The 15,532-nt window shown below is 57.9% G+C and carries 13 protein-coding genes; 7 read left to right on the top strand and 6 right to left on the bottom strand.

Annotated elements, in window-relative coordinates:
* Nucleotides 1-446 precede the first annotated feature (446 nt).
* The 6 genes from rsmG to rpmH all read right to left on the bottom strand — a co-directional run bounded on the left by rsmG (nucleotide 447) and on the right by rpmH (nucleotide 3,399).
* Nucleotides 447-1,145, bottom strand: coding sequence for a 16S rRNA (guanine(527)-N(7))-methyltransferase RsmG (rsmG, locus tag VXJ24_RS10475; protein ID WP_330972863.1), 699 nt, complete (start codon nucleotides 1,143-1,145; stop codon nucleotides 447-449).
* Between the two features lie 134 nt (nucleotides 1,146-1,279).
* Nucleotides 1,280-1,855, bottom strand: a complete 576-nt coding sequence (locus VXJ24_RS10470) for a Jag family protein (protein ID WP_330972862.1) — start codon at nucleotides 1,853-1,855, stop codon at nucleotides 1,280-1,282.
* Nucleotides 1,856-1,911: 56 nt separating this feature from the next.
* On the bottom strand, nucleotides 1,912-2,673 hold the full coding sequence (locus VXJ24_RS10465; RefSeq protein WP_330972861.1) for a YidC/Oxa1 family membrane protein insertase: 762 nt from the start codon (nucleotides 2,671-2,673) through the stop codon (nucleotides 1,912-1,914).
* A gap of 20 nt (nucleotides 2,674-2,693) precedes the next feature.
* Nucleotides 2,694-2,933: a membrane protein insertion efficiency factor YidD gene (gene yidD, locus VXJ24_RS10460; RefSeq protein ID WP_330972865.1), complete on the bottom strand. Its 240-nt coding sequence runs from the start codon at nucleotides 2,931-2,933 to the stop codon at nucleotides 2,694-2,696.
* Nucleotides 2,933-3,256: a ribonuclease P protein component gene (gene rnpA, locus VXJ24_RS10455; RefSeq protein ID WP_330972860.1), complete on the bottom strand. Its 324-nt coding sequence runs from the start codon at nucleotides 3,254-3,256 to the stop codon at nucleotides 2,933-2,935. Before rnpA ends, yidD begins: the two co-directional genes overlap by 1 nt.
* A gap of 8 nt (nucleotides 3,257-3,264) precedes the next feature.
* A complete protein-coding gene (gene rpmH, locus VXJ24_RS10450; protein WP_330972859.1) occupies nucleotides 3,265-3,399 on the bottom strand; it encodes a 50S ribosomal protein L34 in 135 nt (44 codons plus the stop codon).
* A 446-nt stretch (nucleotides 3,400-3,845) separates the two neighbouring features.
* Between rpmH and VXJ24_RS10445 the strand changes: the two genes are divergently transcribed.
* The 7 genes from VXJ24_RS10445 (at nucleotide 3,846) to gyrA (ending at nucleotide 14,962) form a co-directional block, all read left to right on the top strand.
* The gene (locus tag VXJ24_RS10445) at nucleotides 3,846-5,060 is read left to right on the top strand and encodes an ATP-binding protein (RefSeq protein WP_330972858.1); all 1,215 of its coding nucleotides are present in this window, start codon (nucleotides 3,846-3,848) and stop codon (nucleotides 5,058-5,060) included.
* Nucleotides 5,061-5,153: 93 nt separating this feature from the next.
* Complete coding sequence (gene dnaA / locus VXJ24_RS10440; RefSeq protein WP_330972857.1) at nucleotides 5,154-6,677, top strand: chromosomal replication initiator protein DnaA; 1,524 nt, start codon at nucleotides 5,154-5,156, stop codon at nucleotides 6,675-6,677.
* 251 nt (nucleotides 6,678-6,928) lie between these two features.
* Nucleotides 6,929-8,029 carry a DNA polymerase III subunit beta gene (dnaN, locus tag VXJ24_RS10435; RefSeq protein ID WP_330972856.1) on the top strand — a complete coding sequence of 367 codons (1,101 nt, stop codon included), beginning with the start codon at nucleotides 6,929-6,931 and terminating at the stop codon, nucleotides 8,027-8,029.
* 3 nt (nucleotides 8,030-8,032) lie between these two features.
* Nucleotides 8,033-9,124 (top strand): DNA replication/repair protein RecF, encoded by a 1,092-nt coding sequence (gene recF, locus VXJ24_RS10430; RefSeq protein ID WP_330972855.1) that lies wholly within the window; start codon nucleotides 8,033-8,035, stop codon nucleotides 9,122-9,124.
* Complete coding sequence (locus VXJ24_RS10425) at nucleotides 9,111-9,743, top strand: hypothetical protein (RefSeq protein ID WP_330972854.1); 633 nt, start codon at nucleotides 9,111-9,113, stop codon at nucleotides 9,741-9,743. The genes recF and VXJ24_RS10425 overlap by 14 nt, the downstream gene beginning before the upstream one ends.
* Nucleotides 9,744-10,146: 403 nt before the next feature.
* Entirely contained in the window at nucleotides 10,147-12,096 is a 1,950-nt protein-coding gene (gene gyrB, locus VXJ24_RS10420; RefSeq protein WP_430623826.1) for a DNA topoisomerase (ATP-hydrolyzing) subunit B, read from the top strand.
* A 13-nt stretch (nucleotides 12,097-12,109) separates the two neighbouring features.
* Nucleotides 12,110-14,962 (top strand): DNA gyrase subunit A, encoded by a 2,853-nt coding sequence (gene gyrA, locus VXJ24_RS10415; RefSeq protein ID WP_430623825.1) that lies wholly within the window; start codon nucleotides 12,110-12,112, stop codon nucleotides 14,960-14,962.
* Nucleotides 14,963-15,532 lie beyond the last annotated feature (570 nt).

The raw sequence follows: 15,532 nt of genomic DNA, 5'->3' as shown, positions 1-15,532 counted from the left end.
CCTGCATGACCCTTCGCCATCTCGTCCCCCGATCCTCCGGATGCATCAGCCGTTCATCCATATGATGCAGCGGAGCGGCGACAGGAATTCCTGCGGTTATGCCGGAGGTCCTCAGCCATTAGATGCTATTTAATCTAACAAGATACCCGTAACATATCGAAGCTGCTTCAACTGATTTAGTATGCACAGTGAGAAAGAGACAGTGTAAGAGATTCGCGTACATCCAAGCAGCATAATCAGTTTGATTGCTTGGTGCAGCTGCAGTTATATCTGAGGTGTGATACGTTCATCTGCCGTCTTCGGAGAGCGTTTCTGGGCAACATGAGGAAATACGGCTCTTACTTAAGATCAGAGCTGAAGCACCGATTGATGTGCTCCAGCTCTGCTCGAACAGTCACTTTGCATTGCTTTCCGTATCAACCCAGTACGCTGATTGTTTGATAGCTCTATTTTCTAGTGAGAGGATGATGCTGTGCCATGCCAGCGCGGCGGGGAAGCTTGATCTGCGGATTCCTTTCGCGTATATAGACGAGAAGCTCACGATGGCCCATATCATGAGGAAGCTCGATTGTTTCACGTGAAACAGCATCCATGCCGCAGAGCTCGGCAGCATACAGGCTGTCGTCGTACTCTTCATCCGAGAGCTGGCCCTTGCTCACAACAAGGGAGCCATGGCAGCAAAGAAGAGGAGAGGCGTATTCGATAAGGACAGAGAGGGGAGCGACAGCGCGAGCGACAACGGTGCCAAACTGTCGCTTTTTTGTCAGCGCAAGCTCTTCGGCTCTGACTGCATCAGCTTCGATCCTGTCATCTAAACCAAGCTTCACGAGGAAGTCCGAGACGGCAGCGATCTTCTTCTGGGTCGAATCGATGAGGAGACCATGAGATTGGCTCATGATAGCCAGAGGGATGCCAGGAAATCCTGCGCCGGTGCCAAGATCGAGATAGGGGAGATGCGTCTTCTTCTGGCTCTCCAGGAAAGAGGGGAGAAGCGTCAGCGAGTCCACCACATGGAGCGTCACAGCGCTTTCGGGGTCCGTGATCCTCGTGAGATTCATATGCATGTTCATCTCTACGACGAGGTCGAGATGCCTGAGCAGGAGGTCTTCCTGCCTTTCATCGGCATCGATGCCAATTTGATTCAACTCTTGATGCAATTGCTGCCGTACCGATTCTCTTTCCTCGAACATGCTTCCTCCTTCGTCGTCTCCATTGTCGCATAAAAGAGCGAGACCGCCGAAGCAGCCTCGCTCTTATCCATGCGCTATGTGTCCTGGAACTACTTGTTCACAAGCGTCACAACAACGTGGCGCATCGGCTCTTCGCCTTCGGAATGCGTGACAACGCTGTCATCGTCCACAAGCGCCAGATGCACGAGACGGCGCTCGTAGGCATTCATCGGCGGCAGGCTCACCGAGGCATCCTGCTTCTTTGCACGTGCTGCAGCAGAACGGGCGAGAGACTGCACCTTGTTCTTGCGGCGGCTCTTGTACCCCTCGATGTCCACGACAATCGGATAATGGAAGCCGAGCGTGCTGCTCAGGAGCGAGGATACGACCATCTGTAGCGCATCGAGCGTGCGACCATGACGGCCAATGAGCACGGCAAGGTCTCCGCCATTGATATCGAGGATGAGCTCGCCATTGTCTCCGTCGTACTCATCGATGCTCGAACCGGTCTCACCGAAGTAGGAAAGGATGTCCTTGATCGAGCGGATGGCTGCATCGGCGACGAAATCGAGCTCGTCGTCGGTGAGCTCCTCGCCTGCCTCGTACTTCTCCTTGATCGTGGCAGCCATATCGGACGTGGCTTCGGCAGCGTCTGCCTGAGCCTCGGCCTCGATTTCTTCCTCCATGTAACACCTCCTGGATAGAAAAAGTGCAGCAGGGCATGTGCCCTGCTGCATGAATGCTAGTTCTTCTTGTGCTGGCGCTTCTTCTGCTCGCGGCGCTCGACCTCGATCACGCGGCCCTGCGCCTCCAGCTTGGCGGCCTGCTCGGCCTTGACCTTGTCCATGACCTTCTGAGTCACGAACTTCTGCTGGGCCACCTGCCAGATGGCAGAGGCATCGTAGTAGAGAAGGACGGCTGCCGGCACAGTCCAGCCGAACCAGACCATCATGACGGCCATGACAATAGCCATGATAAGGTTCTGGCTGCGCTGCTCCTCAGGCATGTTCTTCGCGTTCATGAGCATCGGAAGGAGCGTGAGCACGCCGAATGCTGCAACGAAGAGCACATAGGGGAGACCTCCGCCAAGCCAGCCGTAGTCAGCGACTGCCTGCGAAGGAGAGATCGAGATGGAAGGGAGGATGCCGTAGAAGCTTGCATCGGAAGGCACGTTCTTCGCGACCGTGAAGAGTGCGAAGAAGACAGGCATCTGGATGATGATGGGGAGGCAGCCACCGAGAGGATTGAACTTGTTCTCGGAATAGAACTTCTGCATCTCCTCCTGCATGCGCTGCGGATCGTCCTGATACTTCTCCTGGATCTCCTGCATCTTGGGCTGGAGCGCCTGCATCTTTGCAGACGATGCCGTACTCTTCGTCATGAGCGGCATGATCAGAAGACGGATGATGACCGTCAGGATGATCACGGCGAGACCCCAGTCGCCGCAGAAGCTTTCGATGCCAGCAAGGATGCTGGTCATCCAGTTAATAAACCAATCCCACATCTTTCCTCCGTAGCCAGATATCAGGGAACCGGGTCATAGCCACCACGATGGAACGGATTGCAGCGCAGGATGCGCCTGAACGCAAGCCACGACCCCTTTGCAGCTCCGTACTTCCGGATGGCTTCTAGAGCATATTCGGAACATGTCGGCTCATAGATGCAGGAATCTGGCAGAAGGGGAGAGATGTAACGACGGTACCCCCTGACAAGAGAGGTAAGAATACGCGCTGCTGTGGACTGCTCGTTTTCTGCCTCCAGCATCATCGAACGCCTGCCTTCTTCAGAAGCTTCTGAAGGACGGCGCCCACTTCGTCCGGCTTTGCATCATGCGTGTCGCGGGTCGCGAAGAGGATGATGTCATGCTTCTCCAGAGGCATCCCCGTCGTGCGGGCAGCCTCGCGCAGAACCCTCTTGCAGCGGTTGCGGAAGACCGCATTTCCGAGCCTTTTAGGCGCGACGAAGGCAATCCTGCCCGGATTGCCTTCGTCTGCCACGGCTACTGTCATGCGGACAAGCCGGTTTGTGTACCTGCGGCCACGCGAGAAGACCCGCTCAAAATCCTGTCTGGATTTGATGGTCTCCATTGATGCACCTAGACCGTGAGCCTCTTGCGGCCCTTTGCGCGGCGGCGTGCGAGGACCTTGCGGCCATTCTTGGTTGCCATGCGTGCACGGAAGCCGTGGGTCTTGGCACGGCGGCGCTTGTTCGGCTGATAAGTGCGCTTCATATCGTTTCCTCCTGTTAGAAGTACCAAAGGCATAGGTGCAATAGCCCTAAGATTGTAAGAGTCTTCCTGCGATGATGTCAATTTTTTGAAAAGTTCTCCGCAATTCCTTTTCTCTGCATCTTCTGCCTTCCTCACCGACATCTCGCTGAAAGATTCAGCGTGTTTCGACAACTTTCCATCCGGTGATGAAAGTTTCCTGCCAAAGCCGCGAATATTCGTCTGAGTTTTCATCTTTCATTCGTCACATGTTGAAAACTTACGATGGGCTTTTCGACGTTGTTTTCACAATGGCCGAAAACTTCCTTCCAGTTTTCTTTCTGCATGAAAGTTTTCTTCAATTGTTCAGCCATGGAAGAAAACCTTTCGCGTTCTTTCATCCGGGCCATGAAAATTTCTGCGCCGTAGTAAGCTAGGAAGGCATATTTCACGAGATAGGGAGGTGCGGGATGGCAGAAGATTTCTACCCGTTCGTCGAGAATCCGGGGTCGGCAGGAGACCATCCTGCACTCGAAGTCCACTATGCCGCACGCATCGCGGTCTACGACGATGCAGCTGCAGCGCCCAGGGTCGTCGTCGTGGAGCCCAAGGATGTCCGCGCCTATCTCGAGGAGATCACAAGCGAGGTCACGCGCCTTTCCCATGAACAGGGAGGCACGATCCCGTTCATGGTGATACGAGAGATTGTCGAGAACTTCATCCATGCCTACTTCATGGAGCCCACGGTCTCGATTCTGGACCACGGAATGACGATAAGGTTCTCCGATCAGGGGCCAGGGATCCAGCAGAAGGGGCGCGCCCTCGAGTACGGCACAAGCTCTGCTACAGAAGAGATGCGCCGCTATATCAGAGGCGTCGGCTCGGGCCTTCCTTATGCCCAGCAGTACATGGCCGACAAGGGCGGCACCCTCACGATTGCAGACAATATAGGACATGGCACGATCGTGACCATATCCATGAAGAAAAGTGCCGACACGGAAAGCGCTCCTGCCTCTCAGCAATCCATGCAGGCACAGCCCTCCCAGCAGCAGGCAGGCGCATACCCTGCACAGCAGCCATATCCCCAGCAGATGCAGCAGCAACAGGGCTATGCGCAGCAGGCCGCTTCCTGGCAGCAGATGCCTCAGCAGGCCAATCCCTATCAGCAACCATGGGGTCAGAACCCGTATGGCATGCAGCCACAGCAGGGATATGCGCAGTACCAGCCCTACCAGCAGCGATATCAGCAGCCTTGGCAGCAGGCCTATCCAGGGACTGCCCAGAACATGCAGCAGGGCATGTCCCAGCAGCCGATGCAGCAGATAGGCCAGCCTCAGGCGGGACCATATCCTGGCCAGCAGATGTGGCAGCAAGACCAGATGGCCCAGGGCCAGCAGGACGGCTTCCCGCAGCAGCAGGCACAGCCCCTGCCTGGCACGCAGCAGGCTCCGGCTTCCCAGAATTCCTTCTCAGGGCTCCATATCTCGGAGCGCGGGCAGTCGGCGCTCCAATATCTCAGCAGCCACGAGGCGGTAGGCCCCTCGAACCTTGTGAAGGCATATGGAGGGTCCCAGCCTACCTGGTCGCGCGAGCTCAAGGAGCTCGAGGGCATGGGCCTCATCAAGAAGGATGGGCAGAAATACTATCTGACCGAGGTCGGAAACCTCTTCATTGGCTCCCATTAGCTCAAAATGCAGCAATTTACAGTTTTCAACATGCCTTCGCTTGTTCTACAATGAGTTTTCGACAAATTGGCACCACACTCCCAAGGAGCAGGCATGGAGGTATCCGCAAACGAAGAGGCACGCATCCTCTGGGATGATGTCCTGGATCTTCTCAAGGCAAAGGAGCTCGCTCCTGCTGTCCTTGCCATGCTCAAGAGCTGCACGCCGGAGCGGATGGGAGAGGGCGAGTTCCACATCTCGACGACGACACGCTTCGTGAAGCTCAAGGTCGATGAGAACCGGCCCCTCATCGAGGAGGCGCTGAAGGAAGCAGCCTTCGAGGATCTCACACTCGTCTGCGACCTCGGCGATGCAAAGAAGGTCGCCGTGCATACGAACTCCGAGGTCACGCAGGAAGAGCTCGACGGCTTCCGCCGCCAGCAGGAGCAGCCAGAAGAAGTGCCGGCACCTGCCTTTTCACCTGCCGCACCAGCTCCGAGCGCTCCCCAGAAGAAGGCACCTCTTCCTCAGGACAACCCCCTCATCGAAGCCATCCCCGAGAACGACTCGAAGCTCACATTCGACCGCTTTGTCGAAGGCGAGGAGAACCAGATCGCCCTCCAGGCAGCAAAGCAGGTCGCAGACGGCGAGAACAAGAGCTACAACCCGCTCTTCATCTACGGCAAGAGCGGTCTTGGCAAGACGCATCTGCTCAAGGCCATACAGAACTACATTGTGCAGACCCAGCCGCAGCGTGCCTGCGTCTACCGTACCGGCACAGAGTTCGTGAGCGACTATGTCCAGGCCATGACGGAAAAGGATGCAACGGCCAGAAGCGCGCTCGAGCGCCACTACCATGCAATCGATGTCCTCATCATCGACGATATCCAGCAGATGGTGGGGCGCGAAGGCACGATCAACTTCTTCTTCAACACGTTCAACTACCTGCGCGACCATGGAAAGCAGATCGTGCTTGCAGCAGACCGCTCTCCCATGCAGCTTGGCATGGGCACAGATGGCCTCGACGAGCGCGTGACCTCCCGCATCGACTCAGGCTTCACCATCGGCATCGAGCAGCCAAGCTATGAGCTCAAGCTGAAGCTCGTGAAGACGTTCTATGAGCGCATGCGCCAGGACGCGATAGACGAGCACATAGAGGATACGACAGGCGAGATCTCGGACGAGAACCTCGAGCTCATGGCAGAGAAGTCAGGCACGAATATCCGCGTGATCTCAGGCTTTGTCCAGTCCTGCCTCATGATGGCGCACAGGAAGGAGCTCAAGGGCGAGGAGCTCACGCGCGATGATGTCATAGCCCAGGCAAGCCTCAAATGGCCGACAGGGCAGAAGATCGTGACGATCGAGCAGATACAGAAGGCAGTGGAGGCCTACTACGGCGTCCAGCATACCGACCTCATAGGCTCCAAGAGGAACAAGGAGCTCATGGAGCCAAGGCATGTCGCCATCTGGCTCTCCCGCGAGCTTACCGACAACACGCTTGCCGATATCGGAAAGAAGTTCGGCGGCCGCTCCCATGCTACCGTCATGCACAGCCTGAAGTGGGTGGATGCCCTTCGCAAGGAGAACCGCATCTTCCTGCAGAAGGTCGACACGATCTCGGAGGAGATCACGGAGTAGGCAGACGTCTGTCACAAATCTTGCAGAGAAGCTGTCGAAACCTGTCAGCAACTCGGCATATCGTGGTGAAAGAGATTGTCAAGGGATTGATGAAAGGTGAAAGTGTTCAGGACCGATCAGTTTTCAACCACGTATGAAACAGGCTTCCAACAGGGAATATGCCAGGATTTCGACTTTTCAACAGGCCTTACTATGACTGCTATTTCTTTGTATCTTATATATCTATATAAATAAGAAAGGGGCAAGGACCTATGAAGTTCACCGTGAGCCAGTCTTCACTTGCACAGGCACTTGCAATCGTATCGAAGGGCATGGGATCGAACGCTTCCCAGCCCATCATCTCAGGCGTCCATCTCATTGCAGAGAACGGAACGCTCGAGCTCCAGACGACGGATACGACGATCTTCATCCGCCATTCCATTCCTGCCAATGTGGATGAGGCGGGAGAGACGGTGCTTTCGGGCAAGATCCTGATGAGCATCGTGAAGAACCTTGCTGATGCCCCGATCTCTGTCGAGGGCGACGACCACAATGTGATGATCGCCTCCGGCAAATCCTCATTCCGCCTCAACGCCCTCTCTCCCGAGGACTTCCCGACCTTCCCGGAGTATGAATTCGAGAATTCGGTCGAGCTCGACTCCGATGTGCTCCAGACGATGGTGGACAAGGTCTACAAGGTGACCTACAAGGACAACTCCCGTCCTATCCTTTCGGGCATCCTGACGACCGTCGAGGACAATACGATCCGCCTTGTCGCGACAGACTCCTACAGGCTTGCGGTCTGCGACACGAATGTCGATACCTCGAACGCAGAGGCCTTCCGTGCCATCCTTCCGGGTTCCGTGTTCCATGAGGTGCTGGGGCTTCCGGGCATGACGGAGAAGATCTTGATCGGCATCACGCCCTCCCAGGTCGTCTTCCAGTTCGGCAACACCACCTTCATTGCCCGAAAGATCGAGGGCAACTTCCCGAACTACAAGCAGCTCCTGCCGAAGTCCTGCACGACGAAGGTCACGGTCAATGTCGCAGATCTTGCCTCGGCCCTGCGCCGTGTCTCTGTCATTGCCCTTGCGAACCCGTCGGTCCGCTTCGATATCGAGTGCGACGCGAAGCTTATGAAGCTCTCTGCTACCTCTCCCGACCAGGGCGATGCAACGGAGTATGTGAATATCGACGCCGAAGGCGAAGATCTCTCGATCGCCCTCAACTACCACTATGTGAACGACTGCATGAATGCCGTGTCCGACCAGGACGAGATCACGCTCGAGCTCCAGAGCGCGATGCAGCCGGGCATCTTCAAGAGCTATGCGAAGGTGAACTACCTCTATCTCCTCATGCCGGTCAGGATGTAGCGCGTGGGCCTCAAGGTCGAGACGCTCTCGCTCTGGAACTTCCGGAGCTTTGCTGAGAAGACGATATCCTTCGATGAGAAGATGACGATCATCTGCGGGCCCAATGCCGTCGGGAAGACGAACACCGTCGAGGCGCTCCAGCTCCTGACAGCTGGGTCCTCGTTCAGAAAGCCGACGGCGCAAGAGCTCCTGCGCGAAGGGGCAAAGGCAGGGCGTGCCGACCTCTCGCTTGCAGGGGATGGGCGCGAAGTCGATGCGGCGCTCACGCTCAAGGAGGGAAAGCGCCGCTTCTTCTGGTGCGGCAAGCCCTGCCATGCGCATGACCTTTCCGGCAACCTCATGAGCGTCCTCTTCACGCCGGACGACCTCTCCCTCGTGAAGAGGTCCGCAAGCTTCAGGAGAGATGAGCTCGATGCCTTCGGCGCCCAGGTGAACAGGGGCTATGCAAAGGTGCTCCGCACCTATACAAGGGGAATCGAGCAGAGGAACAGGCTTTTGAAGGAGCCTTCCTTCGATATGGGCCTTCTCGATGCCTGGGATGCAAGCGTCGCGCTTGGAGCGGCAACGCTTCTCGTGCACCGCCTTGCGCTCTTCAGGAGGCTTTCTGTGGCCGCGCATGACATCTATGGACAGATTGCCCAGGAGGACCTCTCCTGCGCCTACAGAAGCTCTCTGGGGCCCTTGCCAGAGGGCGCCACGCGCGAGGATCTGGTCTTGCTCATGTCAGATGCTCTGGCAAAGGGCAGGGAGCTCGATCTCAGGCGCCAGATGAGCTGCGTCGGCCCGCACAGGGACGATATCGCCTTCGCGCTCGACGGACGCGATGCGAGAAGCTTTGCCTCGCAGGGACAGCAGCGCACGATCGTCCTTGCGTGGAAGATGGCAGAGGTCGAGGTATCGAGACAGATCCTCGGAGCATCTCCTCTGCTTCTCCTCGACGATGTGATGAGCGAGCTCGATGAGGGGAGAAGGCGGGCCTTGACCTCCTTCATGCAGGAAGAGATGCAGACCGTCATAACGACGACGAATCTGGGGTATTTCCCTGATGAGCTCCTGGAGCGTGCAAAGGTGGTCGAGATCGGTGAGCGAGGATAAGGATACGGAAGGCTATCCTGCCTTCGAGCCGACAGACGCGGACGCAACCTCCCGCGAGGAGTTCTACCGCATCTCGGAAGGTTCGGGCGAGGTCTCGATGAAGCGTGTCACGAAGGTGGATACGCTCCTGCGCGGCTACATGTCGGGGTCCATGAAGCGGGGCATGAGCATGCAGGCCAGGGCCTCTGCTGCCTGGTGGCAGGCAAACGGCGACCTCGAGCACAGGCATACCCAGGGCATCTACGTGAAGGAATTCAAGACGAAGGCCCCGGTGCTCTATGTCTACATAGACACTTCGGCGCTTCTCCAGGACTTCACGACGAACAAGGAGCTCTATCTTGCCCGTCTTGCAAACAGAGGCTTTGCGGCATCCGACATCAAGTTCCAGCTCTCGAGGAAAGGGAGAAAGAAGCCGCTTTCTCCTCAGGGCACGCGCAGGCAGGCAAAGCCCGTAAAGCCGGCTTCTTCCCTGGCACCGCTTGACGAGGGGACGTCTGCGGCGATAGATGCAGGCTGCGCAGAGCTGCCGGATGGCCTCAAAGGGGCAGCTGCCCAGGCACTCAAGCTCATGCTCGAGCGGAGCAGAAGCGATGCGGGAGAGCAGACGCACAGGGACTGAGCCTCTGGCTTGCGGACAAGCGCTTCTCGGAGCGCAGCAGCTCATGTGATGCAATCCAGCCAGATAAAAACCTTCGGGTTTGCAGAGCAGGATCGTGCAGAGCGTTCCCGCCCTATTTTTATGCTGATGGCATCTGCTCCAGGCATACATCCATGGACTCGCCGCCATCCGGCGTGCAGAGGGCAGCTCTGACAGAGGCATATCTAACGGATTTCAGACACAGATTGGCTCTAGCAGGTACCAGATATGCGCAAAATCGAGAAATGGGCTGAAAACGGCTCTCAGGGCCTTCTGAGGGAATTTTGATTGTGCTCAGCCTGCGGTTTCTTGCTTGGCAGGCCGCAGATACCCGCCGCTGTGGCCTATCATGAAACAGTCTGTACACGTGCATTTCGAAGAGAGGATGAGCGTGCCCAAGAAAGAAGAATACGGCGCGAGCAGCATCAAGGTCCTCGAAGGCCTTGAGCCGGTCCGCAAGCGTCCTGGCATGTATATCGGCTCCACGAGCGCCACAGGCCTGCACCATCTGGTCTGGGAGGTCGTCGACAACTCCGTCGATGAGGCGCTTGCTGGCTTCTGCACCAAGATCAAAGTGACGGTGCATCCCGACAATTCCATCACGGTCGAGGACAATGGCCGTGGCATCCCGGTGGCCAAGCACCCGCAGAAGAAGATCCCGACCCTCGAGGTTGTCCTCACGGTGCTCCATGCCGGCGGCAAGTTCGACAACAATGCCTACAAGGTCTCCGGCGGCCTTCACGGCGTTGGCGTCTCTGTCGTCAATGCCCTTTCCAAGCGCCTGGTCGTCACGGTCAAGCGCGATGGCGGAATCTACCAGATGGAGTTCGCACGTGGCAAGACCGTGAAGAAGATGGAGCAGATCGGCACCTCGAAGGCGACCGGCACGACCGTCACATTCTGGCCGGATGACGAAATCTTCGAGACGACGGTCTACAACTACGACACGCTGCATGACCGCCTGCAGGAGACGGCCTTCCTGAACAAGGGCCTCAAGATCATCCTCACGGACGAGCGCGAGCTCACCCCGCGTACGGATGAGTTCTGCTATCAGGGCGGCATCATCGACTTCGTCAAGTTCCTGAACAATGAGAAGGAGATCCTGCCTGGCTGCTCCAAGCCTATCTACATCGAGGGCAAGACTGACCCCGACACCCCGCTCGAGAAGAAGGGCGAGGTCGAGGTTGCCATGCAGTGGAATGCCGGCTATTCGGAGAATGTCATGGGCTTTGCCAATGACATCTACACCGAAGAGGGCGGCATGCACATCGAGGGCTTCCGCACCGCTCTTACCAAGGTCATGAACGACTATGCGAGGAGCCACAACCTCCTGAAGGAGAAGGACGCCAACCTCACGGGTGACGATATCCGCGAGGGCCTCTGCGCTATCGTCTCTGTCAAGCTTCCCGATCCCCAGTTCGAGGGCCAGACGAAGGCAAAGCTCGGCAGCTCCTACATGCGCACGCTCACGAACCGCATCGTCTCCCAGGGGCTTTCCGACTACCTCGAAGAGCACCCGAACCAGGCGAAGGAGATCTTCAAGAAGGCCTCCCAGGCAGCACGCGGACGCCTTGCCGCCCAGAAGGCACGCCAGGCAACGAGAAGGCGCGGCCTCCTCGAGACGGCGTCCCTTCCTGGCAAGCTTGCCGACTGCTCCGTGCGCGAGGCAGCCATGACCGAGCTCTTCATCGTCGAGGGCGACTCCGCAGGCGGCTCTGCAAAGATGGCGCGCGACCGTTCCATCCAGGCAGTGCTTCCGCTTCGCGGAAAGATCCTGAATGTCGAGCGCGTCCAGGAGCACAGGGCCCTTTCCTCCGACACGATCCAGTCCCTGATCACGGCCATCGGTACGGGCGTGGGCGAGGAGTTCAACATCGAGAAGGCCCGCTACCACAAGATCGTGATCATGACGGATGCCGATGTCGACGGCGCCCACATCAGAATCCTCCTTCTGACGTTCTTCTTCCGCTTCATGAAGCCCATGATCGAGGCAGGCTACATCTACGTGGCGCAGCCCCCTCTCTACCAGCTGAAGCCCAAGGGCAAGAAGCATGGCAAGTATCTCTATACGGATGAGGAGCTCGCCATCGAGGCCAAGAAGTTTGAGGATCCGACGAAGTACACCGTGCAGCGCTACAAGGGTCTCGGCGAGATGGACCCTGAGCAGCTCTGGACGACGACCATGGACCCGAAGAACCGCATCATGCTCAAGGTCACGATCGACGACGCGATGGCAGCAGAGCGTGCCGTCGAAGACCTCATGGGCACCCAGGTAGAGAAGCGCAAGGACTTCATCCAGAACCATGCCAAGGACGTGCGGTTCCTCGACATCTAGCGAAAGGTGATACGTGGCTGACGACAACAACAAGCATCCAGGAGACGATCTCTTCGCAGGCGACGGGGACGACAATGAGACCCCCGAGCGCGGCGATGAGTTCGAAGACGACCTGGATGATACCGACGAGGACACGGAAGACCTGGATGGGTCTGACGACGATGACCTCGACGGCGACGACGATGAAGATGAATACGGAGATGAGGAAGAGGATACAGGCGAGGAGAATCTGAACCTCGCCGGTGCCAACCTCTCCCACACGATTTCGGATGAGGCAGGCACCCGCCTCGACCTCTCCGACATCCACGGCGGTGCGCTCAAGCCCGACGACATGGCAGAAGAGATGAAGGCCTCCTTCCTCGAGTACTCCATGTCCGTCATCGTGGCCCGCGCCCTCCCTGATGTGCGCGATGGCCTGAAGCCGGTCCACCGCCGCATCCTCTACGCCATGAATGAGGCCGGCATCACGCCGAACAAGCCCCACAAGAAGTCGGCATGGACTGTCGGCGAAGTCATGGGCAAGTACCATCCCCACGGCGATAGCTCCATCTACGACGCAATGGTCCGCATGGCACAGGACTTCTCGATGAGGCTTCCCCTCATCGATGGCCATGGCAACTTCGGCTCCATCGACGGCGATCCTCCAGCAGCAATGCGTTATACGGAATCCCGTCTGACGCGTGCCGCCATGGAGATGCTGGCTGACCTCAACAAGGAGACGGTCGATCTCCAGCCGAACTACGATGAATCGCTCTCCGAGCCTGCCGTTCTTCCTTCGGGCTTCCCGAACCTGCTTGTCAATGGCTCGAACGGCATCGCTGTCGGCATGGCAACAAACGTGCCTCCCCACAACCTCAAGGAGACCGTCGATGCGGTCTGCCTCATGATCGACAACCCCGACGTCACGACCGACGAGCTCATGCAGGTGCTCCCCGGCCCTGACTTCCCGACGGGCGGCATCATCATGGGCACCGACGGCATCAAGGAAGCCTATGAGACGGGCCGTGGCACGATCACGCTGCGCTCCAAGGTGCACGTCGAGCAGAACAAGAACGGGCGCCAGCGCCTCGTCGTGACCGAGATTCCGTATCAGGTCAACAAAGGTCTTCTCCAGGAGAAGATTGCTCAGGCCGTGAACGAGAAGAAGATCGAAGGCATCTCCGACCTGCGCGACGAGTCCAACCGCAAGGGCATGCGCATCGTCATCGACCTCAAGAACGGTGCGGTGCCTGAGGTCGTGCTCAACAACCTCTACAAGCACACCCAGCTCCAATCGAACTTCGGTGTCATCGATATCGCCCTCGTGGATGGCGTGCCGAGGACGCTGTCTCTGCGCGAGATGATTCACTACTACATCGAGCACAGGGTCGACGTCGTGACAAGGCGCACGCAGTATGACCTCGACAAGGCGAAGAAGCGCGTCCATGTCCTCGAGGGACTTCTCATCGCTGTCGATAACATCGACGAGATCGTCCATATCATCCGCTCCTCCAGGGATGATGCAGAGGCAAAGAGGCGCATGAACGAGCGCTTCCAGATCGACGATATCCAGGGCGAGGCAATCCTCCAGATGAGGCTCCGCAGGCTCACCGGTCTTGCGCGTGACGAGCTCGTGGCCCAGATCAAGGAGCTCCACGAGATGATTGCCTACTACGAGGACCTTCTTGCCCACAAGGAAAAGATCTTGGGTGTCATCAAGGACGAGCTCCATGTGATCGCTGACAAGTACGGCGACAAGAGGCGCACGAAGATCAATGCCCATGCGGCAGAGAACCTCGATGTCGAGGACCTCATCGCAGAAGAGGACATGGTCATCACCTTCACCCATGCCTCCTACGTGAAGAGGCTGCCGGTCGCCACCTACCGCTCACAGAAGCGCGGCGGCAAGGGCATCCGCGGTGTGAGCCTCAAGGACAACGACTTCGTCGAGGATCTCTTCGTTGCCTCGACGCATGACTACATCATGTTCTTCACGAACAGGGGCAAGGTCTACCGCCTCAAGGTCCATGAGCTGCCGGTGGGCTCGCGCAATGCCCGCGGCACCGCTATCGTGAACCTCCTGCCGCTCGAGGAGGGGGAGCATCCGACAGCTGTCATCACCTGCCGCGACTTCCCGAAGGACGAGTACCTGCTCTTTGCCACGAAGCAGGGCGTCGTGAAGAAGACCGCCATGTCCGAGTACGACAAGACACGCCATGACGGGCTCATCGCCATCAACCTCAAGGGCGGAGATGAGCTCATCAACGTGCGCCGCGTCAAGCCGGGCGAGAAGGTCATCCTCGTCACGACGGACGGCAAGGCCATCATGTTCGACGAGTCCGAAGCCCGCGAGATGGGCCGTGCTGCCGGCGGCGTGCGCGGCATCACGCTCAAGAGCGATGCCACGGTGCTCGGCATGGAGATTACGAACGGCAACGGAGACCTCTTCGTCGTGACCGAGAACGGATACGGCAAGAGGACGCCGGTGAGCGAGTACCCTGAGCACAAGCGTGGTGGCCAGGGCGTGCAGACCATCGCGATGACAGACAAGAAGGGCAAGCTTGTGGCCTGCCGTGTGGTGGGTCCGCAGCATGAGCTCATGATCATGAGCGAGTCCGGTGTCGTCATCCGTGTCCGCGCCAACGAGATCCCGCGTCTCAAGCGTGCGACCCAGGGTGTCCGCATCATGAACCTGCCCGAGAACGATCATGTGAGTGCCGTGGCACGCATGGTCGCGAAGAAGAAGCAGGCTCCGAAGCATGATTCGAACCAGATGGGCTTAGATCTTGCCTCTGCCGGCGCGAAGGAAGCCGACGACGAGGAGCCAGTCGATATCGGCGGCGAGGAAGAGGTCGACGAGGATTCGATCGACGGCGACGAGGAATAGATTCCTCACGATGCATGAGACAGACAGGGGCTCTCCTACGGGGGGGTCCCTGTTTTTGTAACAGCATGGTCAGCCGCCGCCTGACATCTTCTCTGCCATCAAACGCCGTGCAGCATCTGGGCCAGAGGGCACATAGGTCCGCACCTCCGCTGTCTCCATGATCAGGAGGAAGTGGCCGGAAAGCGTCTTGGCTGGAAATGGAAGATTGCCCTGCCAGCGGCCTTCAATGCTATGTAGGCGACACCGGTACCCTGGGTGGTACGAATCTCGAGCACCAGGTCTATGTAGCGACGGTGGCAGGGGACAGTGGGCGTATTGCAGCGGAAGATGGTAGGTGCCGGAATACCAGCCAGACCTGCTCTGCATGCTGCCAGAAGAAGACTGCAGGGTACGCCATCCCGGCATGGCCGCATGACGGACGGAAGAAACGGGCTGGCTGGCCGCACAGGACACGATTTAGCCATTAACCGACCATTTGGGGGAAGATGCCGAACCAACAGCGGAGCCACTCTCGGAAGATGCATCCTTAGGATAAGTTCAGTAACCTGCATGCTCTATGCGGATAGGAGG

The sequence above is a fragment of the Olsenella kribbiana genome, from assembly GCF_036408795.1.
GTDB classification, from domain to species: domain Bacteria; phylum Actinomycetota; class Coriobacteriia; order Coriobacteriales; family Atopobiaceae; genus Olsenella_L; species Olsenella_L kribbiana.
Note: the sequence above shows the minus strand (reverse complement) of the source record. Positions and strands in the feature narration are given on the sequence as shown.

What these genes read in the sequence shown, in the direction of transcription:
- VXJ24_RS10470 (WP_330972862.1), bottom strand. Translation starts at nt 1,855, where the DNA reads ATGGAGGAAGAAATCGAGGCCGAGGCTCAGGCAGACGCTGCCGAAGCC.
- VXJ24_RS10465 (WP_330972861.1), bottom strand. Translation starts at nt 2,673, where the DNA reads ATGTGGGATTGGTTTATTAACTGGATGACCAGCATCCTTGCTGGCATC.
- yidD (WP_330972865.1), bottom strand. Translation starts at nt 2,933, where the DNA reads ATGCTGGAGGCAGAAAACGAGCAGTCCACAGCAGCGCGTATTCTTACC.
- rnpA (WP_330972860.1), bottom strand. Translation starts at nt 3,256, where the DNA reads ATGGAGACCATCAAATCCAGACAGGATTTTGAGCGGGTCTTCTCGCGT.
- rpmH (WP_330972859.1), bottom strand. Translation starts at nt 3,399, where the DNA reads ATGAAGCGCACTTATCAGCCGAACAAGCGCCGCCGTGCCAAGACCCAC.
- VXJ24_RS10445 (WP_330972858.1), top strand. Translation starts at nt 3,846, where the DNA reads ATGGCAGAAGATTTCTACCCGTTCGTCGAGAATCCGGGGTCGGCAGGA.
- dnaA (WP_330972857.1), top strand. Translation starts at nt 5,154, where the DNA reads ATGGAGGTATCCGCAAACGAAGAGGCACGCATCCTCTGGGATGATGTC.
- dnaN (WP_330972856.1), top strand. Translation starts at nt 6,929, where the DNA reads ATGAAGTTCACCGTGAGCCAGTCTTCACTTGCACAGGCACTTGCAATC.
- gyrB (WP_430623826.1), top strand. Translation starts at nt 10,147, where the DNA reads ATGAGCGTGCCCAAGAAAGAAGAATACGGCGCGAGCAGCATCAAGGTC.